Genomic DNA, 25,487 nt, shown 5'->3' with positions numbered 1-25,487 from the left:
TAGGAGGAAAGCCATGTCATATTATAACGAATCTGAAACTAAAAGACGCATCGAGAATATCAGGAAAATACTAATTAAAAACAACCTTGATGCCGCCCTCATCTACTATGATGAGCTAAATATTGCCAATGGATGGTATCTCACTGGCTGGTGCCCTCAGTTCGAGAAAGGGGCTGTACTGCTTCCAATCAATGGAGAACCCCTTCTTCTTGGTGGACCTGAGAGTGAGCCCTTTGCGAAAATGAACAGCGCAATCAAAGCGACGCGCAACTTCCCAGTCTTCATGGTTCCTGACGAAGAATATCCAAATGCTGAGATCATTAGCTTTCAAATGCTCAATGAGGAACTTCTGAGAGGCGGAACTACACTGAAACGTGTAGGTGTTATCGGCACGAATACTCTTCCACATGCTGTCTTTACACAATTTGAAAGTGGTTTTAAGGGTGTTGAATTAGTAGATATTACCGACGAATACGAACTACTTCGTTCCTTCAAGTCAGCATGGGAAATAGAAAATGTCAGAAACGCTTTCGGGCTTACATATGAAGCCTATCTTGCAATGAAAAGCAAAGTTGCTCCCGGCTCATATGAATATGAAATTGCCGCCGAGGGTGAATATATCTGTCGTAAAGCAGGCGCTAACAGTTTTGCATACGGTACGATTGTTGGCAGCGGAAAACGTACGAATGCTGTTGTTCCGACTGCAATTAACAAACAACTCGATGCCGGTGAATGGGTCATGTTAGGAATCGCTCCACGTATCAATGGTTATGCCGGTTGCTTTGGCGAAACAATTCCAGTCTCTGGTGAATATACTAAAGAACAAAAAGATAGTCTCAATATACTGCGTGAGGCCGTAAGGCTTACAAAAGAAATGCTACGCCCAGGAAAATGCGGCATAGAGATTGACAAACCTGCCCGGGAGTTATTTACCAGACATGGATTGATTGATTACCTTGTATGCCCCTTTGCTCACACCATCGGTCTAATGGAGGCGGAAAGCCCCTTCTACGGACCGAACGGAACAAATGAGCTTGTACCAGGAATGACCATCTGTGTTGATGTCAGCTTTTTTGGACATCCGACGCTGTATGGCGCAAGAGTCGAAAGTGGCTACGTCATTACTCAAAATGGATGTGAACCTCTCAGTCCTGAAATGGATAAGATCATTACTACAGATATTGAATAAAAAGAAGACTCCTGGTACAAAGATTTTTAATATCATCCATCTTATGTTCAGAAGGCTCTTTCTTAAGGAGGAGCCTTCACAATAATATTAAACTTATTATGATCTCTGAAACTACAATCTCACTATCTTAATTTGCGCAGATGTCACAATAAGGGACTATGTATTTATAGCCCCGAACTGTGGCATCTATACAGCCGGTCACCTCTTGTTCTTTAACCAAAAGATTAAAGCTTAGTTTATACTTCTCCCTCAAAAAATGAAAGTTATGTTTGGATCTATGCCTCTGCCACTATTTTTCTAACAGTCTCCCCACATGCAGCATCCCCCACCCCTGCTCTGCTCCCTCTCTGGGTACGCAGGTATCCCGAAGCCTCAGCTTCACCTCTACATTAGTCATGTCTGGATACTTTGAGAGCAGACAGGCGATTGCACCCGACACGACGGGGGTCGCCATCGAGGTCCCGCTCTTGGTCACATATGGTTTCTGCCATCTTGTGGTATATTCTCCGTTGCAGCTTAGAATATTCGTTCCCGGGGCCGACAAATCCGGCTTTACGATACACTCCATGGTCGGCCCATTTCCAGAATAGTTCCATTCTAAAGCGCCGCCTCTTCCCATAACAATAGTTCGCTTATCTCCAAGTGCACCCACAGTAATTACCTTTTTACTTGTTCCCGGAACCGCAACCGTCCCTGGTCCCGGTCCATAATTTCCGGCCGAAACGACTACTACCAGCCCTTCATCCCATAATGCCTCTACCGCATCCAGCAAACGTCTTTCTTGGAATTCTTCGAGGCCGGGCTGTGTTCCAACGGAAATATTGACCATTCTAAGCCTCATTTTCTTATGAATATCAAGCAGCCAGTCAATTCCGGCCACAACATGATCTACCGATCCATTTCCTGTATGGTCCAGCACCTTTCCCATCAGGATTTCCGCCTGCGGTGCCATGCCCGCATAAGTTCCTCCAGATAGCTTTCCACTGCCTGCGAGTATTCCACAGACATGGGTGCCATGCGTCCCATCATCATATATTTTCTCTCTATGATTAACAAAATCACGAAAACCGATGATCCTGCTGTCAAAATCGGGATGCAGAGTGATTCCCGTATCTAGGACTGCTGCCCGCACTCCCTGTCCCAGGTACTGCCCTGTCAAGATATCCGGGCACCAATACTCTACTGTCTGTTTTACCCTTTTCATAGAAACACCCTTTTTTATAGGGTATTCAAATACCTTGTCCACATCTACCATTTAATGGAAATATCGCACTCCCAATCAAACAGCCAAAAAATCTTTTTATTTTTTCAGGAAATCTTCTCACACATTTGGAACCCCCTACATATTATGAACTGTAATCAAACATATATGGAGGATTTAACATGAGTGATTTAAGTGCTACAAACTGCGGATGTGGATGCGAAAATAATGGTGGAGGTATCTCTTCTTGTCTGTGGATCATCATCCTGCTCTGCTGCTGTGGAAATGGTTTTGGCGGCGGCAACAATGGATGCGGATGTGGCTGCAATGACAGCTGTCTGTGGATCATCTTACTGCTTGTATTCTGCGGCGGATGCGGCGGAAACTTCGGTGGCGGATGCGGCGGAAACTGCGGATGCTAATCATCTCTTCGTAAATTGACTGAATACCAAATGGTCAAGAAGAACAGCCCCGGTACAAAAAATTGTACCGGGGCTTATTTTTATGAATCCGCCTGGCTGCTGCGGTTCTGGTTGTCCTGCGTTTGCTGGTGTTTCTTCTCTGAATCCTGACTCAGACGTTTTTTCAACATACATTCTTCATCTATCTCATATACTGCGTTCCCGTCAATGATTAATTTTCTTTTCATAATTCTACCACCATTTCCTTTCCATTCCCTATTATAGTATGTAGGAACCTTGATTTTAGTCTTTCCAAATCTTCATATTTTCATACTTTCATACATATATATTTACAACGTTATAATCAGGAGTGCCTATGGAAAAACAGCCACCCAGACCTATGACACCTTTTGATGAACTGGTGAACCCGCCGCAATTACATATGATGAAACTTTTCCTTCCTTACACTCCTGCCTCCAATCAGAGATTTCTTGGAGTCTTCATCAAATTTCTGGAACTCAAAGAGGCAATTTCGTTTTTTCAGACTATCGGAAACGATCTGCATACCCAGGCATTCCAGAGTGAAGCACCGCCTTCTTTTCTGGAGATCATGCAGGAAGTAAGGCCCTATATGCCTGCGAAGGAATCTGAAACGATAGACACACTTTTAAATTTGATGAATATAATGGAAATGGCTCAAATGTTCCAGGGTAATTCAGACCTCCATTTTGACGGTCCAGAAGGGGCCGAGAAAAACAATGGCATGGGCGGTCTGTCAGGTCTATTTTCTGGAGACTTTAACCCGATGGATATGATGATGGGAATGTTAACTGAAGAACAACAGAATATGTTCCAGATGTACAGCAATATGTTTGCAAATGGAATGGACACTGACGGAGAGAGGAATGACAGCATGGATTCCCCTGATTCGAATGACCATAACATGAGCTCTCATGATACGAGTCCGAATGATTCCAGCACAGATTCATGGAATTCCGGTAATGACACAGATTTTAATTGGAAAGGAAATGATAATTATGAATGAATGGATGAATCATCCCGCAATGAAGAATATTGACCCAATGAAACTGGAGCTGATCCACATGGCAGCCTCCCAAACATCTGGAAAGAGCGGCAAGGACCTGGCTCCGATCATGCTGGCTCTGATTACCAACGCCAACAAAAAAGGAATCCGTTTTTCCAGTGAAGAGATTTCCCTGATTCTGGAAATCTTAAAAGATGGAAAATCAAAAGAAGAGCAGGCCCAAATTGATCAGACAATCAATATGGTCAGCTCTCTCCTAAAGAAGAAGGGTTAAAAGCCTTCTTCTTTTCTCTTGATGCGCATCTCTCTTCTCTTTTTAGCAGCCTCCCACTCCGCGCGCTCTTCCTCTGTCTCCAGGATCAGGCGCGGCGCCTTTCTAGGCTTATCATTCTCATCTAAGGCGACCATGGTAAAGTATGCCCGGTTGATTGGACGGCGCATCCCGTCTACACTCTCCACATACGTGTCCACCCGGACCTCCATGGAAGTATTCCCCACATAAGTCACCTTCCCGATGATCACAACCACATCCTTCTGGTAAGCCCCCTTGATGAACCGCAGGTTATCAACAGAGGCTGTAATCACATTACTATGTGTATGCCGTTTCGCAACCAGGCCTGCCACTTCATCCAGCCACTGCATCAGGATTCCGCCGAACAGACGGCCTGCTGCATTCAGATGGTTAGGCCGCACCATGTGCACCGTCTCGACCCTGGAATCTGAAACTCTTCTTTCTTCAACCATAACAACAACTCCAATCCGCATCCTACTGCTAACTTTTTATAAAGCTCTAGCGTCTTAGCCGCCCTGCTGAGCAGGGGATATCTAATCCTGATCCTCCCAGGCAGCCACTTTATACTTCCTTATTATAGTATCCCTCCCTATTGAAAATCAACCACATCTCTCAACAAACTCATGGATTATATTGCATTCTCTTTTTCTTTCCTGTAAGATTGAGATATCAAGTTTGATAGAACAAAGGAGAAAACACACATGATGCATAATATAAAATTAGTACTGGAATACGACGGTTCCCGCTATCAGGGATGGCAGCGCGCCAAAGGGGAATCCACAAATACAATCTCCAATAAGCTATTAGAAGTCATCCATAAGATGACCGCCGAGGATGTCGAATTATTCTGCGGCGCCCGTACCGAGGTCGGGGTACATGCCTATGCCCAGACAGTCAATTTCAAGACGACCTCGGATATGAGGCCTCACGAGATTCTGCAGTATATGAACCGTTATCTGCCTATGGATATCGCTGTGCTTTCCGCCGAAGAGATGCCGGAACGCTTCCACGCCTCTTTAAATGCGAAGTCCAGGACTTACATTTACCGCATCGCGATCGGCACCGTTCCCAGTGTATTCGACCGAAAATATACATACTATGCCTTCAAGACCCCGGATATCGCAGTCATGCAGCAGGCCGCACTTCTTTTGATCGGCAGACATGACTTCAAGAACTTTTCTACAGTAAAAAAGAGCAAATCTACAGAAAAGGAATTGTATGATATCGAAATCTACAGTGATGGAGACGAAATCCAGATTTCTTTGAAAGCTAAAGATTTCCTGCATAATATGCCGAGGATGATCATCGGCACTCTGCTTGATATCGGTCTTAATAAAAGAAAAAAGGATTGCATCGAAGCCATCTTTGCAGGAAAAGAATCTGCAAGTGCTCCCTGTGATCCAAAGGGATTATTTCTGCAGGAAGTGGAATATTAAAATTCCCTTCCTACAGGAACAGTCCTGTAATATGGAATGCCGCAAAGCTCACGATCCATGCAACTGCCAATTGGAACATCACAAATCCGAATGTCAGTCTCCGGCTTCCCACTTCACGTCTGATTGTTGCAATGGTAGCCGTGCATGGAATATAGAGCAGGCAGAACACCATCAGCGCGTATGCATTTGCCGCACCGAATCCCATGGCTCCCAGTGTTCCGACGAAGCTTGTCATACCATGTGCCGTCGTGATATTTTGAATTCCAAAGAGTACACTGCAGCTTGAGACAACCACCTCTTTTGCCGCGATTCCCGCAATCAGTGCCACCACGATCTGCCAATATCCCAGCCCGATCGGCCGAAACAGTGGTACGATCGCTTTTCCTATCATAGAGCCGAAGCTCTGAGAAATATCTGTCACATATCCCGCGAATCCAAAATTCAGAATGAACCACATAATAATAGAAGCAACAAAAATCACGGTACCTGCTTTGCTCAAATAATCCTTCACCTTTTCCCACACATAAATAGCGATCGTTCTGGCATTCGGCGTCTTATATTCTGGCAGCTCGATCAGCAGCGCATGTTCTGCCTTGCTCCCGTCAATTTTTGACAGGACGAATGCGACCGTAATTGCCACAAGGATTCCCAATATGTACATGGAATAGCATGCGATCATTGCATTCTTTCCAAAGAACATCGATGAAAACAGGACATAGATCGGCAGTCTGGCACTGCATGACATAAACGGTGTTACCAGAATGGTCTTTAGCCGGTCCTTTCTGTGCTCCAATACACGGGATGCCATGATTGCAGGTACAGAGCAGCCGAACCCCAGCAGCATGGGAAGAAATGCCCTTCCCGACAAGCCCAAATGACTCATGATATCATCCATGACAAATGCAACTCTTGCCATATATCCGCTGTCCTCCAAAAAGGCCAGGGCCAAAAACAGGATAAAAATGTTGGGCAGAAAGGTCAGGATTCCTCCCACACCGGAAATGATTCCGTCTACGATCAGGGATTGCAGCATAGGGCTTACATGCCACATATTAAGAAGGCCGAGCGCTCCACCGGAAATCCATTCCAAAGCTACCTCAAAGTATCCTTTCAGCCAGTCTCCCACCGTGAATGTCAGAAAGAAGACCAATCCCATGATGCCCAGGAAGATAGGAAGCCCCAGCCATCTGCTGGTCAGATACCGATCGATCTTATCTGTCCTCTCCTCTTTCTGACTCTTATTGACCAGAGTCTCCTGGATAATTTCTTCTATAAAATCATACTTCTGGTTAATGATGTCTTTTTCGTAACTCCGGTCCAGAACTGCTGGCAGATCAAGAGGATATTTTTCCATAATTGCCTTATCCTGTTCCAGCATTTTGATGGCATGCCATCTTTTATTTTCTATTTCAGGATATTTCTGATTGAACTGGGCAATGATCAGGTCAATTTTATCCTCGATCTCATCGTGATATACCATCGCATATTCACTGTGATGATTATGTACATGTCTGGTACTCTGGGGATGGTGATGGATGAATGGGCTCTGCTTCGCATAATCCTTATGGTGCGCTACCGCATGCATCAAAATCTCCAGTCCCGTCTTTTTCCTTGCTGATACCGGAATTGCCGGAATCCCCAGCATCTCTGGAAGGCGGTGAAGGTCGATCTCCATCCCCCGCTCCTCTATGATATCCATCATATTAAGCGCCAGCACAACTGGTTTTCCAAGTTCGATCAACTGCAGCGTCAGATATAGGTTTCTTTCCAGACAGGAAGCGTCTACCACATCTACAATGACATCCACTTCATCACTCATGATACATTCCCTGGAGACCTTCTCCTCCATCGTATAAGAAGTCAGGCTGTAGATTCCCGGAAGATCGATCAGTCTGAACTCCTGGTCTTTATAAAAAGCTTTCCCTTCCTTCTTCTCGACCGTAACTCCCGGCCAATTGGCTACCTTTAGATTCGCTCCTGTATAAGCATTGAATAAGGTTGTTTTCCCGCAATTCGGATTTCCGATAAATCCCACATTGATGATTTCTCTGCTCATTCCCCGATTTCCTCCACTGTAATATGATCTGCGATCCTGCGCCCCATAGCGAACCGTGTTCCGCGGAATCGCACTGTGACAGCACCTTTTTTATCATTATTTAAAATGGTGATCTTCGAGCCTGTCGTAAGCCCCAGAGCTTCAAGCCTTCGTTCCAGATTCAGCTCAATATTGATATCCTGAACCTGATAAGTATGGTGGTTCTTTCCCTCTTTTAACCTCATGGCATCTCCTGTGAATAACATCTTTATTTTTGTTTTTGTAATTGATAATTATTATCTATTAGAGATTATAGAACTTTTTTAACAATAAGTCAAACACATTGACAATTTTCGGCATAACATTTACTCTATAAAGTATAATAGAAAGAGGGGCATACATTATGAATGATATTTACTACATATTACTTTACTTTTTTGTATATGGATTTTTAGGATGGTGTACAGAGGTTGGATTTGCAGCAGTCAAAGAACACAAATTCGTCAACCGTGGATTCTTGAATGGGCCGATCTGTCCGATTTATGGAGTCGGCGTCACTGTTGTCATCGCACTTCTGACACCGTATAAGGAAAACCTGATCCTGCTTTACATCTCATCCGTTATCCTCGTGACGCTTCTTGAAGGTATTACCGGATGGGCCATGGATAAGATCTTCCATAATAAATGGTGGGATTATTCGGAACAGCCCTTCAATATAGGAGGCTACGTGTGTCTTATTTTTTCCCTTGTATGGGGCGTTGCCTGCGTCGCGATCATGGACTTTATCCATCCACCGATTGCAAAGCTGCTTTCCCTGCTCCCACATACACTGATGATCGTAGTGATGGTCATACTGGGAATCGCAATGTTCGCTGATCTGTATGTAACGGCATCTGCTATTTTCAAATTCAATAAGCGGCTGGCAAGTATGGAGAAAATTGCTGCAGAGCTGCACGAAATTTCAGATCAGATCGGTGAGGATATCTATGAGAAGGTCCTCGTTGCCGTAGAAAAGCAGGAAGTATCCAGGCAGAAGCTGGATGAAGCTGCTGCTGAATTGAAAGAGAAAACTCAGGGCACTGCCGCCGGGCTGCGTGAAAAGGCTCAGGAGACCGCTGCCGGCTTCAAAGAAAAATCCCAGGATGTCTCTGAAGAGATGCGCAGCCGTATCGAAAGCTTAAAGGCACGTTATCAGGAATTGGGCAGCAAAACACCGAAAGTCAGCCGACGTCTTGTCAAGGCATTCCCGAAAATGGAATCCCGCAACTATAAGCTTCAATTAGAAGAGCTTCGCAAAAAGTTAAATGAGAAAAGAAAGAAATAAAGAATCTTAACGGCCGGTCCTTATTTACATGCATCTCCTGAAAGGAGGACTTGATATGTGGTCACATGTTTTAATCCAGTTAGAATACCTGATAAGAATCATCGGTGCCGCTCTGTGCGGCATGGCTGTAGGATATGAGAGGGAGAATCATTTAAAGACGGCGGGAATACGGACTCATACGATTGTCGCACTGGCTTCTGCCGCCATGATGATCATCTCCAAATACGGGTTCCAGGATATCCTGGCACTGGACCATATTGGACTCGATCCTTCCCGTGTGGCCGCAGGAGTCGTCACCGCGATTGGATTCCTCGGTGCTGGTGTCATCTTCACAAGGAACTTTAGTGTGAGCGGCCTCACAACAGCGGCCGGCATCTGGGCGACAGTCGGGATCGGGATGGCTTTCGGTGCCGGAATGTATGTCCTCGGTATCATGACCACACTGTGCATCCTCCTTTTTCAAGTCATCCTGCACCGCAGATTCCGCTGGCTCAAGACTCCTACGATTCAGCAGATCACTCTGGTCATTGAGGATACCGCCGACCTGCAGTCCTTCCTCGCTGATTCTTTCTCAATCAAGGATTTGAAAATTATAACGATGAAGGTCACTCGCCTGGATGATTCGTCTCTAAAGATCAAGCTCAATGTTGCATTTCCTGAAAATTTTACTTATCAGGATGTCATTCAATTAGTAAAAGAAAATCCTCAGATCAAGTCCGTAGACATCTGAGGATTATCTCCATCAGGAGAGCCTCTGCTCTCCTGTGTAATACATCTCGATCGGGTCGATCGGATCAATCGGATTCTCGACCTCCATCTTTTCGTTCCTGCCATGGCGTCTTAATAATTCTCCGCCCTTATTATAGAACCAGAAGGAATATACCAGCAGCTTATTGACCTTGCCGATCCGGTCTTTCGTTGTCTTTTCGTATGCAGTACCGCCGGTCTCGAATTTCGTCTTCTTGTGAATCATCGAGATCAGTTCTGTCTCACAGGTCACCGGCTCCGGCAGAATCGTGTAGGCTCGTCCCACACAGCCCGGCTTATGGGAATCACTTCCTCCTACTGTCACCTTTCCATACTTCTGTGCAAGCTTCATGGCACCCGCATTAGATGCGGCTGATTCGCAGCAGTTATAAGCCTCTACAAAATCGAAACGCTTCATGATCTCAGGATTTGTATAGAATCTTTTTGTATTCGTAATACTTAGATACTTCTCACCGCACGGGTGGGCCGGTCCTAAGACTCCGCCGTTTCGGTGGACCAAATCGATCAGGACAGATACCGGCATACCGCGCATCTCCAGCAGCCGCATCTTCACGCCCTCGGGCATAATCACCAGGATGTGTCCTGCATCTCTGGTATCGTATTCAATCCCTTTGAGCACCACAAAGTCTGTATGCTCCTTGCCCTTCATATTATACTTCCAGTGTCGGTATCCCTTATACGTATTATGATCAGTTATCACCATCCCCTGGAATCCTTTGCTCTTTAGAATCGTAATGTATTCGTCCAAGCTTACTTTACTATCAATAGACCCTTCTTTTACATGGCAGTGCATATCAATCTTCATAAGCAAGCCCCCTTTACTTCCACTAAATGATATCTATATTATACAACTTTGTGAAGGGACTGGCAATCATCTTCTTTGCGTTCTATTCTGTTAACAATATCCACTACTGCCAAAATGCTTCCAATCCATGCAATTGTATACACAAAGCCCGGAATATGGATTTCTGTAAAACAATAGAGAATTGCCAATACTATAAGGACCATGGATCCGATGATCATTACGATTCCGCTGAGAAATGATTTTTTTACATATAACATAAAACACACCTCTTTCTTCATATGAAATTATCATATCAAAAAGGGTGTGTCATAAAACGGACTTTGCTAAAATTTATTTTTTTTATCTTATTCATCATCGTCATCCAGAGTTAAAAACTGGATGTCGTCATCGTCCTCATATTCTTCGTCATCTTCTTCATCATATTCTTCGTCATCTTCTTCATCATATTCTTCGTCTTCTATCTCATTCAGATCCAGAATCTCATCCTCTTCTTCATCGTACCCGCCTGACTTTTCTTGATCCAGATCCTCCATCATGGCCCGGGCCTTATCCACCTCATTTGCGACAGAAGTCGTCTTGCGGATCTCATCTGCCTTCTTGAGATGCAGCCTCTTACGTCTCTTGGATTCCAAAAGGAACTGAATCAGAATTCCCAGGATAATCAGCACCACGATCATTGCGATCTGTATCATCAGATTCTTCATCGGAAGCAGGATATATCCAGCTTGTCCTGCCAAGGCACCTCCGAATATCGCTGTGACAAGCATTGTCACCGGCTCTGCAAACTTTAATGTGATCAGTGCTATGACCAGCCCAATTGCTAAGCAGATCAAGGCAAAGATCCAATCCTTTGGCTGCAGAAAATAAGCACTGCCTGCAATTCCCACGATCCATGCTACCAAAAAGACACCTGCTCGATAGAATACGCCTCCAAGCACGGCCAGAATCACTCCTGCCACTCCTCCGATGATCAGAGGAATATACCCCTCTAATCCAAAGTAGGATGCCAGATATGAACCTCCTGCAAAACCAACGGACAACCCGAACACTGCTGCCCAGAACCTCACCATCTTCAGACCAAAGAAGCAGAACAGAAGTCCCACCGCAGCTGCCCCCGCCAGCATGATCATCTCAACTGTCGCAAGCTCTCTTCCTTTTTCCATCAGAACAGTCATCCCAGACTGCATCTGAACCTGAATCCGTTCTAACAATACATCCATATTCATAACCATCTTATTCACCTTTGTCCCTTAATTATTTATCTACTGCTGCTCCCCGCTGCCATACACCCCGGCAATCTCCTTTAAATGTGCCACATACATATCTGCCACATATGTTGGTGAAAGAATCTTCACATCCTTCCCCAGTCCGGCCATCCATCCGAAAAACTGCTCACTGACCGCTACTTCAACACGGGCAACAAAATGCAGCTCTCCATCCGGCCTGACGGAAACATCTTTTCCAAACCGATCGATGACAACGCCTATGTATTTATTATGAAATCTGATACGCAAGGTCTCTTCCTCCCCACCGAACATACCAAATGTTTTTTTCGCATAATGTGCAAGATCAAATCTTCCGAACTCTTCTTTTCCAGCCCTTTGTTCTTCCAATATCTGAATCCCGATCATCTTATCCACTCTGAAATGCTTAAGTATCCCGGCATCCACATCAAAGCCGATCAAATAGTAATTCTCATCATCCCATAGTAAGGCCCACGGACTGACTTGATAAGGCTCACCGCCCTTCTTTAGCCTCGTTGTCTTCTGAATCGTCCATTCAAAGTACTGGAATAGGATCTGTTGATTCGAAGCAATTGCCGCATGTATCTTATCTATATTATAGTAGATGCTCTCGTTCATCGCTTTGATTCTGTCGGCTACGACCACCTGGCGCTGCAACTGCTTTGCCTCATACTTACTCGCCATCCCTTCGATCTTGCCGATCAGACTGTTGGACTTTCGCTCTGTAATGAACCTGGAAGACTGCACAGCATCCACCAAAAGCTTTAGCTCTGCAAGTTCAAATTCGTGATTTGCCAGATAATATCCTTCCGGGCGTTCCTTCCTGTAAGCAATATCCATTCCGAACTTCTTTAGAGTCTCAATATCATTATACAGGCTCTTCCGCTCTGAGCGGATTCCGTACTCTAAAAGCTTCTCCTCCAGTTCCTTCCTGGATAGTGGATGCAGTGCATCCGTCTCCTCCTGGAACAGCCTCATCAGGAAGAGAATCTTCTCCTTCTGATTACATGATTTCGCCATAATGTTCTCCCCTGTATCATGTTCTTTCCCCACACTGGGCCCTTATTCCCCAGTATCTTCTATATTTTAACAGGAGTTTGCACAAATGTAAAGATGGATGCCAATCTATCAATGATTAACACCCATCTTTACTGTGATATCTCTATCATTCTTTTTTTACCTCTTTCTCTATCTTTGATTGATAGCGGTTTTGGTTTTTAAATTAAATGTGCTGGTGGTCCGTACCTCCTATTCATAAATTTTTCTATCGGACTTCGTATTCTATTGATCTTCTTATGATGGATTTTACTTCTCTCATAACTTTCTCGTCATTATGATAATTCTCCATCTTTTCCGTTCCGATCATCTACTTATGTCCGATAAGTTAAAACCTTTTGAACTTTCACTTACGAAGAACTTTCTTCTCTGTTGCGAGATTACTTCTTCTTTTTAACTGATTGTTCATTCAGTTTTATTTGTTAAACTTATAATACTACTCGTTTTGCAATTTGTCAACACTATTTTTAGTTTTTTTATATTTTTATTCTTAATTATCTTTCTATTTAGTCTCATCAAATAATTTCTCTTGAACCACGCTCTTTAAAAGCCGGGTAACCGTCTCCTGGATTGCCTCCATACGGATTCCTGAATAATTGATAATCAGGATATGCGGCTTACTTTTCTGAGGATTGCGGCAGTATTCTGAAAAACAGGCCAGATCGATTCCATTTTTCCTTGCCCGCAGCACAAGCTCATCATCTGTAAGCTTTGTCTCTAATCTCAATAGGAAATAGGTTCCGGCCTCTGCTTCCTTGATCTTAGAAATCTCATTCAAGGGCGATGCCTGTATTTCCTGAATCAACTGTGCCTTTAGCTTTTTATAAAAATTCCTTGTCCGGTTCAGATGGCGCTCGAAATATCCTTCCGAGATAAACCGTGCCAGTGTATGCTGTTCAAAACAGGATACTGTGCAGGAGGAATAACACATCCTCTCCACATATTTTTTCATCAGCTTCTCCGGCAGTACCATATAACTGATGCGCATGGAAGGTACAATACTTTTAGAAAAAGTATTCAGATAAATGACACAGCCGGATTTATCCATGGAAAAAAGAGCAGGGCTTAACTTATTCACATAACGGAATTCACTATCAAAATTATCCTCAATGATGTAGCCGCCCTTCTCTTGTGCCCAGTTCAAAAGCTCCTGCCTTCTTCCTATAGGCGTAATAATTCCCGTTGGAAAGTGGTGTTCCGGGGTCACATGCATAACGTTACAACCACTCTCCTGCAAGGAACGGATTGAAATCCCGTTCTCATCCATCTCGATTTGTTTCCATTTCACCCCATTACGTTCCAGCAATTCATATGTATACGAATATCCGATTTCCTCCAGCCCATACAAGGCATCCTCGCCCAGAATCTGAAACAGTCCCTGGTAGAGGAACTCTGTCCCCGCCCCGATGACAATCTGAGAGGGGGATACATTCATGCCTCTAAAGCGGTGCAGATTCTCTGCGATAGCTTTCCGAAGCTCGAATACGCCCCGGCAGGGAACGGCCTTCAACAGCCGTTCATCCCGGGCTGTTATGACCTCGCGAATTAATTTTGACCAAATTGAGAAAGGGAAATGCTGCATCCCGATCCGGTTGCACCGAAGATCCGCATAATAGGGACTTGCCTCCTCTTCCTGATACAGCTTCGGGGCAGCCTCATCCTCACGGAAGGTATTCTGCACTCTCAACCTGCTCACATAGTAGCCGCTGCATTCCACAGAATAAATATATCCTTCCAGCAAAAGCTGGGAATATGCGTTCTCCACAGTCACCACACTGATATCCAGATGAGCGGCAAGGGAACGCTTGGAGGGCAGTTTTTCCCCTGCCTTGATTTCTCCACTTAAGATATCCCTGCGGATACATTGATACAAATATTCATAGATCGGAGTCTTCCCTCTCCTGGTAATCTCATACGTTAACATCATCTTCTACTCTGCCCCTTTCCTGCCAAGGATACTGTATTTTTAAACTGACCTTATTTTTTATAATCAAATTGAGCATTTTCATCATGTCAATTTCTATTATAATGAGAACTATCAGAACTGTAAAGGAGGAAACTATTATGGGGACATATGCTATTACCGGAGGCTCTGGAGGAATCGGAGGCCAGACAGTCAAACTTTTAAAAGAGGCTGGACACGAGGTAATCAATATTGATTTAAAGGGCGGGGATATTTCTGCAAACCTTGCCTCCTGCGAAGGAAGACGTGAGGCAATCGAAGAGCTGCACCAGAGATGCCCGGACGGCCTGGACGGCCTGATCTGTAACGCCGGAGTATCCGGGGCTGTATCAAATCTGCAGTTGATCGTTTCCCTGAATTATTTTGGAACGATTGAGCTCGCTAAGGGATCATTTGAGCTGCTGCGCAAGAAAAAAGGGTGCTGTGTCGTCACCTCCTCAAATACGATTTCCCAGGGTGCCGGGAGAATGGACCTGGTAGATCTTTTGAATAATTCAGGAAATGAACAGATGATTCTGAACTTGATCAGTAAATGGGATTCCACGAATCTTTCTGTCGGCAATAGTATTTATGTAGCTACCAAATACGCTCTTGCACGCTGGGTCCGCAGGATTTCTTCTTCTTGGGCGGCACGCGGGGTCCGAGTCAATGCGGTAGCACCGGGCAACGTACAGACGCCGATGACTGCAGCTCTCCAGGGAAGTGCCCGGGATGCGCTCAACGCACTTCCAATTCCTGCACGTTACGGCCAGGAGGCACTGATGGTACCGGAAGAGATTGCCGGGGCAATCGTATTTTTGACATCCAAATACGCCGCTGGAATCAATGGAAATATCTTGTTCGTAGACGGCGGTACCGATGCACTGCTGAATTCTGAGAAAGTATACTAGGAGGGGCCTTAAATGAATATCATCCAAAAATATATCGAAACAATGGAAAACAGAGACTATGAAGGGCTGGCTGAGCTTTTTGACTGTGATGGGACTTTAGTCGATCACTGCCCGAAGGGGACGCTGCAGCCGGAATACCATGTATATGGAAAGGAAGCAATCAATATGTTCTTCCGAAATAAGTTCACATTTGGGAAATTCAGTATATCTGAACCCGAAATCATTGATGAAAGACATGCAAAATTTGTTGCCAATTATTCCGGGTATATGGTTATGGCGATTGCCACGATCCGGTATACCAATGAGGAAGGATTGATTCAGAAGCTTTCTGTAAGACCGAAATAAATGCAGGCAGGTGTTCTATAGACAGCCCTGCAAGCGGCATTAGACACAGGAGCGATCGTAACTTTTTTTAGTTCGCATTGACTTCTTTATCTTAAGACGGTAGAATAGGAATATCTATTTTTTATAGATACTATGTTTACAGCATAAATAATAAGGCAAAGGAGTATGTATTATGGAACAATTGACAATCCCCCAGGGATACCGCTCTCCTCTTACGATTCGTGAGACTGAGGTGGCAATTAAGGAAATCAAAGACCACTTTGAGCGTTCACTGGCTAAGTCCCTGCATTTAACCCGTGTATCAGCGCCATTTTTTGTCCGTCCGGAGTCTGGAATGAATGATAATTTGAACGGAACAGAGCGCCCGGTTACTTTTGGAATCAGGGAACAGGATGATGCACCTGCAGAAATCGTCCATTCCCTTGCCAAATGGAAGCGTTACGCTTTGAAGCACTATGACTTTCATTCAGGTGAAGGCCTCTACACAGATATGAGTGCCATCCGCCGGGATGAAGATACCGATAATATCCACTCTCTCTACGTGGATCAGTGGGACTGGGAAAAGATCATTTCCAAAGAGGAACGCAACATGGAGACACTTGAGTATACCGTACGCAAGGTCTATAGCGCCTTAAAGGAGACTGAAGAATACATATCCCGCCGCTATAACTATATTGAACCTCTGCTTCCTGACGACATCTTCTTCATCACCTCTCAGGAGCTGGAGGATATGTTTCCTGACCGTACTCCGAAGGAGAGGGAATACCGCATCGCCAAAGCAAAAGGCGCAGTCTTTATCTCCCAGATTGGTAAGGTCTTAGCCTCCGGGGAGAAACACGACGGACGTGCACCGGATTATGATGACTGGGAATTGAACGGGGATATCATTGTATACTATCCTGTCCTGGACATCGCATTGGAGCTGACCTCCATGGGGATCCGCGTGGATGAGGAATCTTTAAAGAGACAATTAAAGTTATCCGGCTGCGAAGACCGGGCAGAACTGATGTTCCAGAAGGCTCTTTTGAACGGAGAACTTCCTTATACAGTAGGCGGAGGTATCGGACAGTCCAGAATCTGTATGTATTATCTAAGAAAGGCACATATCGGAGAGGTACAGTCCTCTATCTGGCCGGAAGAAATCCAGAGCCGTGCCCTGGAGAACGGAATTCATCTTTTATAAAATGAAAGAAAAAACGCTGCAGACGATCGATTCTGATTCGTCTGCAGCGTTTCTTACTTTTATTTATAGATTTTTTTTACTCCCACAGCCTGTGAATGCTGTGCAGCATGCCTGTCCTCCACGACCGCTTTGGGATAACGGATGACACCATTATTTTCGTAAGGGTCATTGAAATAGTAGCCTTCCTCGTCATATCCAACTAACAACATGCAATGTTCATTCGAAATCCAGGTAAATGTATCTCCACAGCCGTGCAGTTTCCAGCATGGCCCGGTAATCGGCTCCCGCATATTAATGCAGGCCCAGAAGATGACCGGCATCCCCTGGTCTATGTATGTCTCTAAGAGCTGCCCTATCGGCGTATTTGTCTCATCTATGACTTCATACTCCTCTCCTGCCGCCTTCCTTAACGCTTTGCAGATCACAGGAGCGTAGCAGCCAAAAGATTCCTCATCATAGGGACTTCCACAGAAACACTCATAAGGGTTCGGTCCATGAAGCTCTCCCTCTTTTTCCTCAAAATCCTGAAGCTCCAGATAGTTCTCTATGAACTCATCCACCGTCATATCATACCCCAGGAATTGAAGCAGCATGACGGCGGATACACTCTCACATCCCGTCGGATATTTCACGCTCTGGTCTATGTAAGGTACATCAATCTTAATCATCTAATTTCACCGTATCATTTCTTTCCGTATATTTTTTCATAAAGGTCAGTACAATCAAAAGAATCGCAAGGCTAAGGCCCAATGTAATCCACCATACCTGTACAAATCCGGCAATGATATAGCCGATGATACATACGACTGCAACTACCACCGCATACTGCATCTGCGTGGATACGTGGTTGATATGATTGCTCTGTGCTCCGGCCGAGGACATAACGGTCGTATCTGAAATCGGGGATACGTGATCTCCGCATACTGCTCCTGCCAGAACTGCTGATACAGCGATGATCATCATCTCCAGATTATTGGAGCTTGAGAACATTCCCACTACGATAGGTACTAAAATTGCGAATGTTCCCCAGCTTGTTCCAGTTGAAAATGCAAGGAAAATCGCAATCATGAACATGATGGCCGGAACTGCAATACTTGCTGATGCATTCTCACCGACAACACCGCCGACAAATTCAGAGATTCCAAGAGCATCTCCCATTCCTTTCAGGGACCATGCAAAAATCAGGATCGCAACGGCTGGAATCATCAGTTTAAATCCATCCACAAAGCTTTCCATGAATCCTTTGAATGTGATGACCTTCCTTGGAAGGTATAAGACCAGCATGAACAGTACTGTAATGAGCGTTGCAAAAATCAGGCTTGTCTCTGCATCACAACCGGCAAAAGCGGATACAATATCAGAAGCCCCGCCCTGGAAGCCTGTGTAGATCATCGCTGAAATCGCAGATGCGATTAGGACCGCAACAGGAAGCACAAGGTCGATCACTCTGCCCTTGGAAGAGGTAGTCTCCTCCTTGATCTGTTCAAATTCTTCTGCACCAGTGGTAAAAAGGTCACCTTTTGCCGCATTTGCTTCATGTTTTTTCATCAGACCGAAATCAAAGCCTGAAATAATAATATACAGGACCATCGCAATGGTAAGCAGTGCGTACAGATTATAAGGAATCGTCCTTAAAAACAGTTGAAAACCTGTGATTCCTGCATCCTCCGGTACATAGGAGTTCACGGCTGCTGCCCAGCTTGAGATCGGAGCGATAATACAGACCGGGGCCGCTGTGGCATCAATGATGTATGCCAGCTTCGCTCTGGATACCTTATATCTGTCAGTGACTGGTCTCATAACGGAACCGACCGTCAGACAGTTAAAATAGTCATCCACAAAGATCAGTATTCCAAGCCCCGTGGTCGCTAGAAGTGCACTCTTCTTCGTCTTGATCTTCCTTCCCGCCCAGTTTCCGTAGGCCGCAGAACCGCCCGACTTTGACATGAGTACAATGATCATGCCCAGCAGGACATCGAAAATCAAAATATTCAGATTCATGCTGCTTTTCATAATATCAAAAAACGCAACGAACGAATCCCACGGATGAAATCCTGTGTAAAGCAGCGCCCCCACGGCAACACCGATAAACAGGGAACTGTACACCTCTTTTGTTACAAAAGCCAGGATAATGGCTAAAAGCGGCGGTACGAGTGACCACCAAGTTCCGATAAACATTGAACCATCCATAAAGTAACCCTCTCTCTCTTCAATCTTAGTTCGTATATAGCCGACACTATATACATTTTAGCGAATTAACGCGTAATATACAATCCTTTTTTGTAGAAATTTGCAAAGGAGGAGAAAGCCCTTTTGCTCCCCCTTTATCAGAGTTTTCCTAAATTCATACAGCGGCATGTTTGAAAAATCAATTTCTTGGGAAACTATCCTTAATGAGTCGTTATTACTTGACATTATTTTCTGTAACGTCTATAATTACAGTTAAGAACTGTAATTATTTTCATTACATAATTGTTTCATTATTTTTCTAAAAGAAAGGAGACCTACATGAATTTATCTGTTTCTCATATATTGACTGGCTACCTGGGGACTTATGCCTCCCCGCAAAGTAAGGGCATCTATCGGTTCTCTCTTGACACCAGTACGGGACAGCTTTCTAAGCCAGAGCTGTATTATGAAGCCTTGGACTGTAAATATCTATCACTTTATAAGGGACTTTTAGCGGCTCCTGTCCAAAAGGGGGATGACGCAGGGATTTCCCTTTTGAACGTGACCAGTACCGAACCTGTACTGTTAGATCACCTTTTCAAGGAGCTGACCACCTCCTGCTTTATTACGCAGGATGAGAATTTCATTTATACAGCGAATTATCATGAGGGACTTGTCCTGATCTATCAGAAGACAGGGCAGGGAATCACCCCCTTCAAGCGAATCGAAATCGCTCCAAAGGCTGGATGCCATCAAATCATATTCCATGATGGCCTTCTGCTGGTTCCGTGCCTTTTACTGGATGAAATCCGCATCTTTGATCCAGAACAAGATTTTCACCAGATAGGAGTCATTCCCTTCCCTCCCAAAACGGGTCCGCGCCACGGAATCTTTACACGGGATCATCGGCACTTATTCGTCGTCAGCGAGTTAAGCAATGAACTTTATCTATTTGCGGTTGAAAAAACACCTGGAAATCCTGCTCCGAACTTCCGCCTGATGAGTGTTCATCCACTGCTGGAACAATCTGCAGATTTCACCACCGCCCCCACATCGGCGGCCATCCGTCTATCACCGGATGAACGGTATCTGTATATTTCTACCCGGTTTGCAGATGTCATCTCTGTCTTCGAATTGAAGCAGGACGGCGCCGTCATGATTCAACAGACAGGAAGCGGCGGCATCCACCCGCGGGATATCCTTCTCACCCCCGACGGCCGATACCTCTTAGCGGTGAACCGGACAGAGGGAGGCCTGGTATGCTTCCCTGTCGATTCGAAAAATGGAATGCTTGGCCCCATCTGTTCCAGAGTCCCAGCCTTTGAGGCAGTCAGTATTGTCCTGGATGAAACAGACTGTGCCTTTCAATAACCGGCCCAACAAAAAAGTAAAGGAGAATTTAGCATATGAAAAATTTATTAGATATTGGACTGATCGGTCTGTCTGTCATGGGCCGCAGTCTTGCTCAAAATATGGCAGATCACGGTTTTCAGACAGCCGTTTATAACCGCAGCCCCGAAGTCACAGAGCAGGTGATGAAGGAACACCCACACAAGAATATCACCGCGTTCTACAATCTGGCAGAACTCGTCTACTCTTTGAAACGTCCGCGCAGGATTTTTCTGATGATTCAGGCAGGTAAACCAGTGGATACTGTAATCGACCAGCTTCTTCCGCTTCTGGAAGAGGGGGACATCATCATGGACGGGGGAAACTCTTATTTTGAGGACACCAACCGCCGCTTTACTAAGCTGGAGGATCTGGGAATCCGCTATCTGGGCGTGGGGGTGTCCGGCGGGGAAGAGGGCGCGCGCCGCGGTCCTTCCATTATGCCGGGCGGCAGCCGGGATGCCTATGACGAAGTCAGCCCCATCCTGGAAGCGATTGCTGCCAAGGCGATGGAAGAGCCCTGCTGCACCTACATCGGCCCCATGGGCGCCGGACATTATGTAAAAATGGTCCACAACGGAATCGAATATGCTGACATGCAGCTTATTGCGGAGGCCTATCTTCTTCTGAAATATGCCGGAGGATTCACCAATGAGGAGCTCGCCGATACCTTCCATGAATGGAATGAGGGTGAACTTCAAAGCTATCTGATTGCAATCACCGCGGACATTTTCCGAGAAAAGGACGACCTTGCACCCGGGGATCTCATTGATCATATCCTGGACAGTGCCAAACAAAAAGGTACAGGCCGCTGGGCCAGCATCGAATCTCTGCATCAGGGCGTCGATATCTCCATGATCACTGCCGCCTGCAATGCCCGTGTCATGTCGAACCACCTAAAACAGCGCCAACTTGCGGCTTCGAGGATTTATGAACCATCACACAGCTATTCTTTTCCAGATAAAAAGGAATTTGCTGACATGGTCAAAAATGCCCTTTATGCTGGAAAGATCATCGCCTACGCACAGGGATTTTCCCTGATGAAGGATGCCTCTGACCAGTTTGACTGGAATCTGGACCTTGGAAAGATTGCTTCGATCTTCCGTGCCGGATGTATCATCCAGGCCATATTTTTAAATGACATCACAAAGGCATATACAAGAAATCCAAAATTAGATAATCTGATTCTGGATGAATTCTTCCTTGACCGTATTAATGAGAACCAGGGCAATCTGCGGGAAGTCGTTTCCACTGCTGTCTTGGGAGGTCTGCCGGTTCCTGCCTTTGCAAATGCGGTCTCCTACCTGGATGAATTTTCTTCTGTTGCAAGCGGGGCAAATTTAATCCAGGCACAACGGGATTGTTTTGGCGCCCATACCTATGAAAGAACCGATCGGGAGGGCACCTTTCACCACGAATGGAGGAAATAATGATGAAAATCCATACCAATATCACCATTTTCGGCGGCACAGGCGATCTGACCTTCCGAAAGCTGCTGCCCGCCCTTTATACTATGTACCTCACGAAAAAACTTCCGAAAGACAGCCGGATCGTCATTATCGGACGCCGGGATTATGACAGCGATTCCTATCGCCTGCTGGCCGAGGAATGGGTCGAGAAATTCACCCGCCTGCCGTACACGAAGGAAGACTTTTCCAAGTTTTCTGAACTCCTTGCCTATTTCCGCATGGATTTGTCCAACCAGCAGGATTATCAGAGACTGAACGAATATTTTTCGCAGGATGACATCACGTCCCATATTTTTTATCTGGCTGTAGCTCCAAGGTTCTTCACCGTCATCGCAGATGGTCTGGAAACAGTGTGCGGCGCCTGTCACGGAAAGGTAATCATAGAAAAACCTTTCGGGGAAAATCTGGAGGCGGCAGAAAAGCTGAACCAACAGCTGGAACGTCATTTTGGGCCAGAACAAATCTACCGGATCGACCACTATCTTGGAAAAGAAATGGTCCGCAACATCCAGGCCATTCGTTTTACGAACCCGATCTTTACAGATGTCTGGAATTCACGGTATATCGAATCCGTTCAGATTTCCGCACTGGAGGATGTCGGCGTAGAAACAAGAGGCGGATACTACGATGCCAGCGGTGCCTTAAAAGATATGGTACAGAATCACCTGTTCCAGATTCTTTCCATCGTTGCCATGGAACGGCCCGAAGTCTTCAACAGCACGCAGATGCACCAAGAACAATTGAACGTATTAAGATCTCTTCGTCCGGCATCAGAAGCCTCCATAGAGGATACCCTGATACTGGGACAATACGAAGGATATCGTGAAGAGCCGTTAGTATCGCCTGATTCCTCGACTGAGACCTTTGCAGGGCTTCGCCTCTTCATCGACAATGAGCGTTGGAGCGGCACACCATTTTATATTCGGACTGGAAAAAAGACGGGAACAAGACAGATGGAGGTATCCATTGTATTTCGACGCTCTATGCCAGAAGTAGAACCAGATATCCTGACCATTAAAATACAGCCCACAGAGGGCGTCTATCTACAGTTCAACATCAAACGCCCTGGTGATACTGAAGAGATTATCCCGACAAAAATGGATTTCTGTCAGAACTGTAATATCATCCACCAGTTGAATACCCCGGAAGCATATGAACGGCTTTTAACCGCCTGTATCGCTGGAGAACGTTCCTGGTTCTCCCAATGGGATCAAATTGAAATTAGTTGGAATTATATTGAACAGTTAAAGCAACTTTTCAAAGAAAAAAATCTTCCCGTATATCCCTATGCCCAGGGGATGCATGGTCCGAAGGAATCGGAAGAATTTCTGGAAAAAGCAGGGCACAGGTGGATCGAATAATCTTATTTCCTCACATAAAAAGAAGAAGCAACGGACTGCATCCGCTGCTTCTTCTTTTTTGCCCTATAGTTGTCCTATAGCTTTTCTATAATCATCCTCTTGTACTCTAAAAACTCCTCTGACAAATTGAAATCCTTCCGCCTTGGTTTCGGTTCCCGAATCACAATCTCCTCCGTGATCCGCCCCGGCACTCCGGTCAGCAGATAAATCCGATCAGACAGAAGCAGTGCCTCGTCAATATCATGTGTGATGAATAACGTTGACATCTTGATCTTGTCCATGACATCCAGATACCACCTATGCATATCACTCTTAGTCAGCGTATCTAATGCACTGAACGGTTCATCCAATAGAGCCACGTCCCTGGAGAACATATAGGTCCGCAGAAGAGCTGCACGCTGTCTCATACCGCCGGAAAGTTGATGGGGATATTTTTCCTGTGTCCCTTCCAATCCAAATTCTTCAAAGAAGGGGCGAACCTTCTCCCTTGCAGCCTTTTTCTTCTCTCCCTTGATCAAAAGCGGGAGTGCCACATTATCCTCGATGGTCCGATAAGGAAGAAGCAGATCCTTCTGGAGCATATAGCTGATATGCCCGGGCTGTCCCGTTATCTCTTCCCCATTGAGTACGACATTGCCCTTATCCGGTATGTTCAACCCGGAAATCACATTGAACAAGGTCGTCTTTCCTCCACCGCTGGCTCCCAACAGGCAGACAAGCTCATTTTCATGCAGTTCTAAGGAGATATCCTCTATGACATGCTGCCCTTCATAGGACATCGTCACGTCTGTTACAATCAGTTCTGCCATTTCATCACTCCAAATAATCGTTATTAAAGCCTGTATTTTCAGGGATTTCTGTCTCTGACAGACCATTTTCGTTGATCCAATTATAGAAGGCATTCCATCTGGCCGGATCAATATACCCCCATTGTTCTACCTCTGCCTTATACTGGTCTTTCATGTACTCCTGGCTTGCCTGTACCATCTTCTGATCCAGTTCAGGTGCTGCTTTGCACAAAATATCTGCTGCCCCCTTTGGATCGTCGATCGCGAACTCGTACCCTTTTTTCACCGCAGAAAGGAAGGCCTTTGTTGTATCTTCATTTTCCTTCATCCATTCACTGTTCCCAATGATGACCGGAGTATAGAAATCAAAATCACTGTTGATGTCCTTGAATGCGAAATAATCTGTCTCAAGTCCTGCAACCTCTGTAGCGATTCCACCCCAGCCGTAGAAGACCCATATCGCATCTACTGACTTGCTCTCTAATGCAGAGACCTCGTCTGTAATCGTACTCGGTATCAGCTCGACTTTGCTGAAATCACCGCCGTCAGCCTCAACTACATTCTTCAAAGTCGCCTTCTCTAAATCCAGATTCCATGTGGCATATTTCTTGCCCTCCATTCCCTTTGGACGGTCCATGCCATCTCCCTTCCGGGAGATAATTCCTGATGTATTATGCTGTAGTACAGCGGCTACTGCTTCAATCGGAAGTGCATCGTCTCCGATCAGGGCCGGCATCATGCTGTCCTGGAAAGAAATTCCGAACTGTGCCTTCCCGGAAGCGACCAGGACCTCAGCACCATCCTCCGGCGGCTGTACAATCTCCACTTCCAGACCTGCATCTTCAAAATATCCCTTCTCCTGTGCAACATACAGCCCCGTATGGTTTGTATTTGGCGTCCAGTCCAATACGAAAGTCAGCTTTGTCAGATCCTTCTTGTCCGTTTCTTTTTTATCTGTATCCGAGCCGCATCCTGCCAGGCTTACAACCGTAGCAGCAGCTAAAAGTACCGCTAATATTCTCTTTTTCATATTCCGCTTCTCCTCCTGCTATTCCTTCTGTCTATCACGTACATTCTGTATTTTCACTCTCATTCGACGCATTTCCTACAAAAATGACTTCACTTTCACCACGC

At 45.4% G+C, this 25,487-nt stretch carries 27 protein-coding genes; 13 read left to right on the top strand and 14 right to left on the bottom strand.

Features of this window, described 5'->3' with window-relative positions; genetic code table 11:
- Positions 1-13: 13 nt before the first annotated feature.
- On the top strand, positions 14-1,189 hold the full coding sequence (locus tag HGO97_RS10630) for a M24 family metallopeptidase (RefSeq protein WP_216241381.1): 1,176 nt from the start codon (positions 14-16) through the stop codon (positions 1,187-1,189).
- 289 nt (positions 1,190-1,478) lie between these two features.
- Here the strand turns inward: HGO97_RS10630 and HGO97_RS10625 are convergent, their stop codons facing one another.
- A complete protein-coding gene (locus HGO97_RS10625) occupies positions 1,479-2,393 on the bottom strand; it encodes a S8 family peptidase (RefSeq protein WP_216241379.1) in 915 nt (304 codons plus the stop codon).
- A gap of 179 nt (positions 2,394-2,572) precedes the next feature.
- On the opposite strand from HGO97_RS10625, the gene HGO97_RS10620 reads away from it, so the two are divergent.
- Positions 2,573-2,812, top strand: coding sequence for a chorion class high-cysteine HCB protein 13 (locus HGO97_RS10620; RefSeq protein WP_216241377.1), 240 nt, complete (start codon positions 2,573-2,575; stop codon positions 2,810-2,812).
- A gap of 80 nt (positions 2,813-2,892) precedes the next feature.
- On the opposite strand, the gene HGO97_RS10615 is transcribed toward HGO97_RS10620, so the two are convergent.
- Positions 2,893-3,039: a hypothetical protein gene (locus tag HGO97_RS10615; protein ID WP_216241375.1), complete on the bottom strand. Its 147-nt coding sequence runs from the start codon at positions 3,037-3,039 to the stop codon at positions 2,893-2,895.
- A gap of 152 nt (positions 3,040-3,191) precedes the next feature.
- On the opposite strand from HGO97_RS10615, the gene HGO97_RS10610 reads away from it, so the two are divergent.
- Positions 3,192-3,836, top strand: a complete 645-nt coding sequence (locus HGO97_RS10610; RefSeq protein WP_216241374.1) for a hypothetical protein — start codon at positions 3,192-3,194, stop codon at positions 3,834-3,836.
- Positions 3,829-4,110 carry a hypothetical protein gene (locus tag HGO97_RS10605; RefSeq protein WP_216241372.1) on the top strand — a complete coding sequence of 94 codons (282 nt, stop codon included), beginning with the start codon at positions 3,829-3,831 and terminating at the stop codon, positions 4,108-4,110. Before HGO97_RS10610 ends, HGO97_RS10605 begins: the two co-directional genes overlap by 8 nt.
- Here HGO97_RS10605 and HGO97_RS10600 read toward each other — a convergent pair.
- A complete protein-coding gene (locus tag HGO97_RS10600) occupies positions 4,107-4,580 on the bottom strand; it encodes an acyl-CoA thioesterase (protein WP_216241370.1) in 474 nt (157 codons plus the stop codon). The genes HGO97_RS10605 and HGO97_RS10600 overlap by 4 nt on opposite strands.
- A gap of 252 nt (positions 4,581-4,832) precedes the next feature.
- Here HGO97_RS10600 and truA point away from each other — a divergent pair, with 252 nt between their 5' ends.
- Entirely contained in the window at positions 4,833-5,564 is a 732-nt protein-coding gene (gene truA / locus HGO97_RS10595) for a tRNA pseudouridine(38-40) synthase TruA (protein WP_216241456.1), read from the top strand.
- A gap of 10 nt (positions 5,565-5,574) precedes the next feature.
- On the opposite strand, the gene feoB is transcribed toward truA, so the two are convergent.
- Both feoB and HGO97_RS10585 read right to left on the bottom strand, forming a co-directional pair.
- Positions 5,575-7,620, bottom strand: coding sequence for a ferrous iron transport protein B (gene feoB, locus HGO97_RS10590; protein WP_216241368.1), 2,046 nt, complete (start codon positions 7,618-7,620; stop codon positions 5,575-5,577).
- Entirely contained in the window at positions 7,617-7,844 is a 228-nt protein-coding gene (locus HGO97_RS10585; protein ID WP_216241366.1) for a FeoA family protein, read from the bottom strand. The genes feoB and HGO97_RS10585 overlap by 4 nt, the downstream gene beginning before the upstream one ends.
- A gap of 158 nt (positions 7,845-8,002) precedes the next feature.
- On the opposite strand from HGO97_RS10585, the gene HGO97_RS10580 reads away from it, so the two are divergent.
- Together HGO97_RS10580 and HGO97_RS10575 are read left to right on the top strand one after the other, a co-directional pair.
- Positions 8,003-8,923, top strand: coding sequence for a putative ABC transporter permease (locus tag HGO97_RS10580; RefSeq protein WP_216241364.1), 921 nt, complete (start codon positions 8,003-8,005; stop codon positions 8,921-8,923).
- 55 nt (positions 8,924-8,978) lie between these two features.
- Positions 8,979-9,653: an MgtC/SapB family protein gene (locus HGO97_RS10575; RefSeq protein ID WP_216241361.1), complete on the top strand. Its 675-nt coding sequence runs from the start codon at positions 8,979-8,981 to the stop codon at positions 9,651-9,653.
- Between the two features lie 12 nt (positions 9,654-9,665).
- On the opposite strand, the gene HGO97_RS10570 is transcribed toward HGO97_RS10575, so the two are convergent.
- The 5 genes from HGO97_RS10570 to pdxR all read right to left on the bottom strand — a co-directional run bounded on the left by HGO97_RS10570 (position 9,666) and on the right by pdxR (position 14,723).
- On the bottom strand, positions 9,666-10,496 hold the full coding sequence (locus HGO97_RS10570) for a PHP-associated domain-containing protein (protein ID WP_216241359.1): 831 nt from the start codon (positions 10,494-10,496) through the stop codon (positions 9,666-9,668).
- Between the two features lie 38 nt (positions 10,497-10,534).
- A complete protein-coding gene (locus HGO97_RS10565) occupies positions 10,535-10,753 on the bottom strand; it encodes a hypothetical protein (protein WP_216241357.1) in 219 nt (72 codons plus the stop codon).
- Positions 10,754-10,840: 87 nt separating this feature from the next.
- Complete coding sequence (locus HGO97_RS10560; protein ID WP_216241355.1) at positions 10,841-11,737, bottom strand: TMEM198/TM7SF3 family protein; 897 nt, start codon at positions 11,735-11,737, stop codon at positions 10,841-10,843.
- Positions 11,738-11,758: 21 nt separating this feature from the next.
- Entirely contained in the window at positions 11,759-12,760 is a 1,002-nt protein-coding gene (locus tag HGO97_RS10555; protein ID WP_216241353.1) for a helix-turn-helix transcriptional regulator, read from the bottom strand.
- 538 nt (positions 12,761-13,298) lie between these two features.
- Positions 13,299-14,723 (bottom strand): MocR-like pyridoxine biosynthesis transcription factor PdxR, encoded by a 1,425-nt coding sequence (gene pdxR, locus HGO97_RS10550; RefSeq protein WP_246597401.1) that lies wholly within the window; start codon positions 14,721-14,723, stop codon positions 13,299-13,301.
- 137 nt (positions 14,724-14,860) lie between these two features.
- Here pdxR and HGO97_RS10545 point away from each other — a divergent pair, with 137 nt between their 5' ends.
- The 3 genes from HGO97_RS10545 to asnA all read left to right on the top strand — a co-directional run bounded on the left by HGO97_RS10545 (position 14,861) and on the right by asnA (position 17,177).
- Complete coding sequence (locus HGO97_RS10545; protein WP_216241351.1) at positions 14,861-15,649, top strand: SDR family oxidoreductase; 789 nt, start codon at positions 14,861-14,863, stop codon at positions 15,647-15,649.
- Positions 15,650-15,661: 12 nt separating this feature from the next.
- A complete protein-coding gene (locus tag HGO97_RS10540) occupies positions 15,662-15,994 on the top strand; it encodes a ketosteroid isomerase family protein (protein WP_216241348.1) in 333 nt (110 codons plus the stop codon).
- 172 nt (positions 15,995-16,166) lie between these two features.
- Positions 16,167-17,177 carry an aspartate--ammonia ligase gene (asnA, locus tag HGO97_RS10535; protein ID WP_216241346.1) on the top strand — a complete coding sequence of 337 codons (1,011 nt, stop codon included), beginning with the start codon at positions 16,167-16,169 and terminating at the stop codon, positions 17,175-17,177.
- Between the two features lie 59 nt (positions 17,178-17,236).
- On the opposite strand, the gene HGO97_RS10530 is transcribed toward asnA, so the two are convergent.
- Both HGO97_RS10530 and HGO97_RS10525 read right to left on the bottom strand, forming a co-directional pair.
- Positions 17,237-17,845, bottom strand: a complete 609-nt coding sequence (locus tag HGO97_RS10530; RefSeq protein ID WP_216241343.1) for a C39 family peptidase — start codon at positions 17,843-17,845, stop codon at positions 17,237-17,239.
- Entirely contained in the window at positions 17,838-19,367 is a 1,530-nt protein-coding gene (locus tag HGO97_RS10525) for a Na+/H+ antiporter NhaC family protein (RefSeq protein ID WP_216241340.1), read from the bottom strand. The genes HGO97_RS10530 and HGO97_RS10525 overlap by 8 nt, the downstream gene beginning before the upstream one ends.
- A 318-nt stretch (positions 19,368-19,685) precedes the next feature.
- Here HGO97_RS10525 and HGO97_RS10520 point away from each other — a divergent pair, with 318 nt between their 5' ends.
- Genes HGO97_RS10520 through zwf form a run of 3 tightly spaced genes read left to right on the top strand, consistent with a single transcriptional unit; the run spans position 19,686 to position 23,565 of the window.
- Positions 19,686-20,717 (top strand): lactonase family protein, encoded by a 1,032-nt coding sequence (locus HGO97_RS10520; protein ID WP_216241338.1) that lies wholly within the window; start codon positions 19,686-19,688, stop codon positions 20,715-20,717.
- A 35-nt stretch (positions 20,718-20,752) separates the two neighbouring features.
- Complete coding sequence (gene gnd / locus HGO97_RS10515) at positions 20,753-22,165, top strand: decarboxylating NADP(+)-dependent phosphogluconate dehydrogenase (protein ID WP_216241337.1); 1,413 nt, start codon at positions 20,753-20,755, stop codon at positions 22,163-22,165.
- A gap of 2 nt (positions 22,166-22,167) precedes the next feature.
- Positions 22,168-23,565, top strand: coding sequence for a glucose-6-phosphate dehydrogenase (gene zwf, locus HGO97_RS10510; protein ID WP_216241451.1), 1,398 nt, complete (start codon positions 22,168-22,170; stop codon positions 23,563-23,565).
- A 74-nt stretch (positions 23,566-23,639) separates the two neighbouring features.
- Here the strand turns inward: zwf and HGO97_RS10505 are convergent, their stop codons facing one another.
- On the bottom strand, positions 23,640-24,374 hold the full coding sequence (locus tag HGO97_RS10505) for an ABC transporter ATP-binding protein (protein WP_216241335.1): 735 nt from the start codon (positions 24,372-24,374) through the stop codon (positions 23,640-23,642).
- 4 nt (positions 24,375-24,378) lie between these two features.
- Complete coding sequence (locus tag HGO97_RS10500; RefSeq protein WP_216241333.1) at positions 24,379-25,383, bottom strand: ABC transporter substrate-binding protein; 1,005 nt, start codon at positions 25,381-25,383, stop codon at positions 24,379-24,381.
- Positions 25,384-25,487: the final 104 nt, after the last annotated feature.

This window comes from Faecalicatena faecalis (assembly GCF_012524165.2).
Lineage (GTDB): Bacteria > Bacillota > Clostridia > Lachnospirales > Lachnospiraceae > Faecalicatena_A > Faecalicatena_A faecalis.
The sequence above is the reverse complement of the archived record's forward strand: the minus strand, read 5'-3'. Positions and strand labels throughout refer to the sequence as shown.

Coding starts and splice junctions, on each gene's coding strand:
- HGO97_RS10630 (WP_216241381.1), top strand. CDS start 14: ATGTCATATTATAACGAATCTGAAACTAAAAGACGCATCGAGAATATC.
- HGO97_RS10625 (WP_216241379.1), bottom strand. CDS start 2,393: ATGAAAAGGGTAAAACAGACAGTAGAGTATTGGTGCCCGGATATCTTG.
- HGO97_RS10620 (WP_216241377.1), top strand. CDS start 2,573: ATGAGTGATTTAAGTGCTACAAACTGCGGATGTGGATGCGAAAATAAT.
- HGO97_RS10615 (WP_216241375.1), bottom strand. CDS start 3,039: ATGAAAAGAAAATTAATCATTGACGGGAACGCAGTATATGAGATAGAT.
- HGO97_RS10610 (WP_216241374.1), top strand. CDS start 3,192: ATGACACCTTTTGATGAACTGGTGAACCCGCCGCAATTACATATGATG.
- HGO97_RS10605 (WP_216241372.1), top strand. CDS start 3,829: ATGAATGAATGGATGAATCATCCCGCAATGAAGAATATTGACCCAATG.
- HGO97_RS10600 (WP_216241370.1), bottom strand. CDS start 4,580: ATGGTTGAAGAAAGAAGAGTTTCAGATTCCAGGGTCGAGACGGTGCAC.
- truA (WP_216241456.1), top strand. CDS start 4,833: ATGCATAATATAAAATTAGTACTGGAATACGACGGTTCCCGCTATCAG.
- feoB (WP_216241368.1), bottom strand. CDS start 7,620: ATGAGCAGAGAAATCATCAATGTGGGATTTATCGGAAATCCGAATTGC.
- HGO97_RS10585 (WP_216241366.1), bottom strand. CDS start 7,844: ATGAGGTTAAAAGAGGGAAAGAACCACCATACTTATCAGGTTCAGGAT.
- HGO97_RS10580 (WP_216241364.1), top strand. CDS start 8,003: ATGAATGATATTTACTACATATTACTTTACTTTTTTGTATATGGATTT.
- HGO97_RS10575 (WP_216241361.1), top strand. CDS start 8,979: ATGTGGTCACATGTTTTAATCCAGTTAGAATACCTGATAAGAATCATC.
- HGO97_RS10570 (WP_216241359.1), bottom strand. CDS start 10,496: ATGAAGATTGATATGCACTGCCATGTAAAAGAAGGGTCTATTGATAGT.
- HGO97_RS10565 (WP_216241357.1), bottom strand. CDS start 10,753: ATGTTATATGTAAAAAAATCATTTCTCAGCGGAATCGTAATGATCATC.
- HGO97_RS10555 (WP_216241353.1), bottom strand. CDS start 12,760: ATGGCGAAATCATGTAATCAGAAGGAGAAGATTCTCTTCCTGATGAGG.
- pdxR (WP_246597401.1), bottom strand. CDS start 14,723: ATGATGTTAACGTATGAGATTACCAGGAGAGGGAAGACTCCGATCTAT.
- HGO97_RS10545 (WP_216241351.1), top strand. CDS start 14,861: ATGGGGACATATGCTATTACCGGAGGCTCTGGAGGAATCGGAGGCCAG.
- HGO97_RS10540 (WP_216241348.1), top strand. CDS start 15,662: ATGAATATCATCCAAAAATATATCGAAACAATGGAAAACAGAGACTAT.
- asnA (WP_216241346.1), top strand. CDS start 16,167: ATGGAACAATTGACAATCCCCCAGGGATACCGCTCTCCTCTTACGATT.
- HGO97_RS10530 (WP_216241343.1), bottom strand. CDS start 17,845: ATGATTAAGATTGATGTACCTTACATAGACCAGAGCGTGAAATATCCG.
- HGO97_RS10525 (WP_216241340.1), bottom strand. CDS start 19,367: ATGGATGGTTCAATGTTTATCGGAACTTGGTGGTCACTCGTACCGCCG.
- HGO97_RS10520 (WP_216241338.1), top strand. CDS start 19,686: ATGAATTTATCTGTTTCTCATATATTGACTGGCTACCTGGGGACTTAT.
- gnd (WP_216241337.1), top strand. CDS start 20,753: ATGAAAAATTTATTAGATATTGGACTGATCGGTCTGTCTGTCATGGGC.
- zwf (WP_216241451.1), top strand. CDS start 22,168: ATGAAAATCCATACCAATATCACCATTTTCGGCGGCACAGGCGATCTG.
- HGO97_RS10505 (WP_216241335.1), bottom strand. CDS start 24,374: ATGGCAGAACTGATTGTAACAGACGTGACGATGTCCTATGAAGGGCAG.
- HGO97_RS10500 (WP_216241333.1), bottom strand. CDS start 25,383: ATGAAAAAGAGAATATTAGCGGTACTTTTAGCTGCTGCTACGGTTGTA.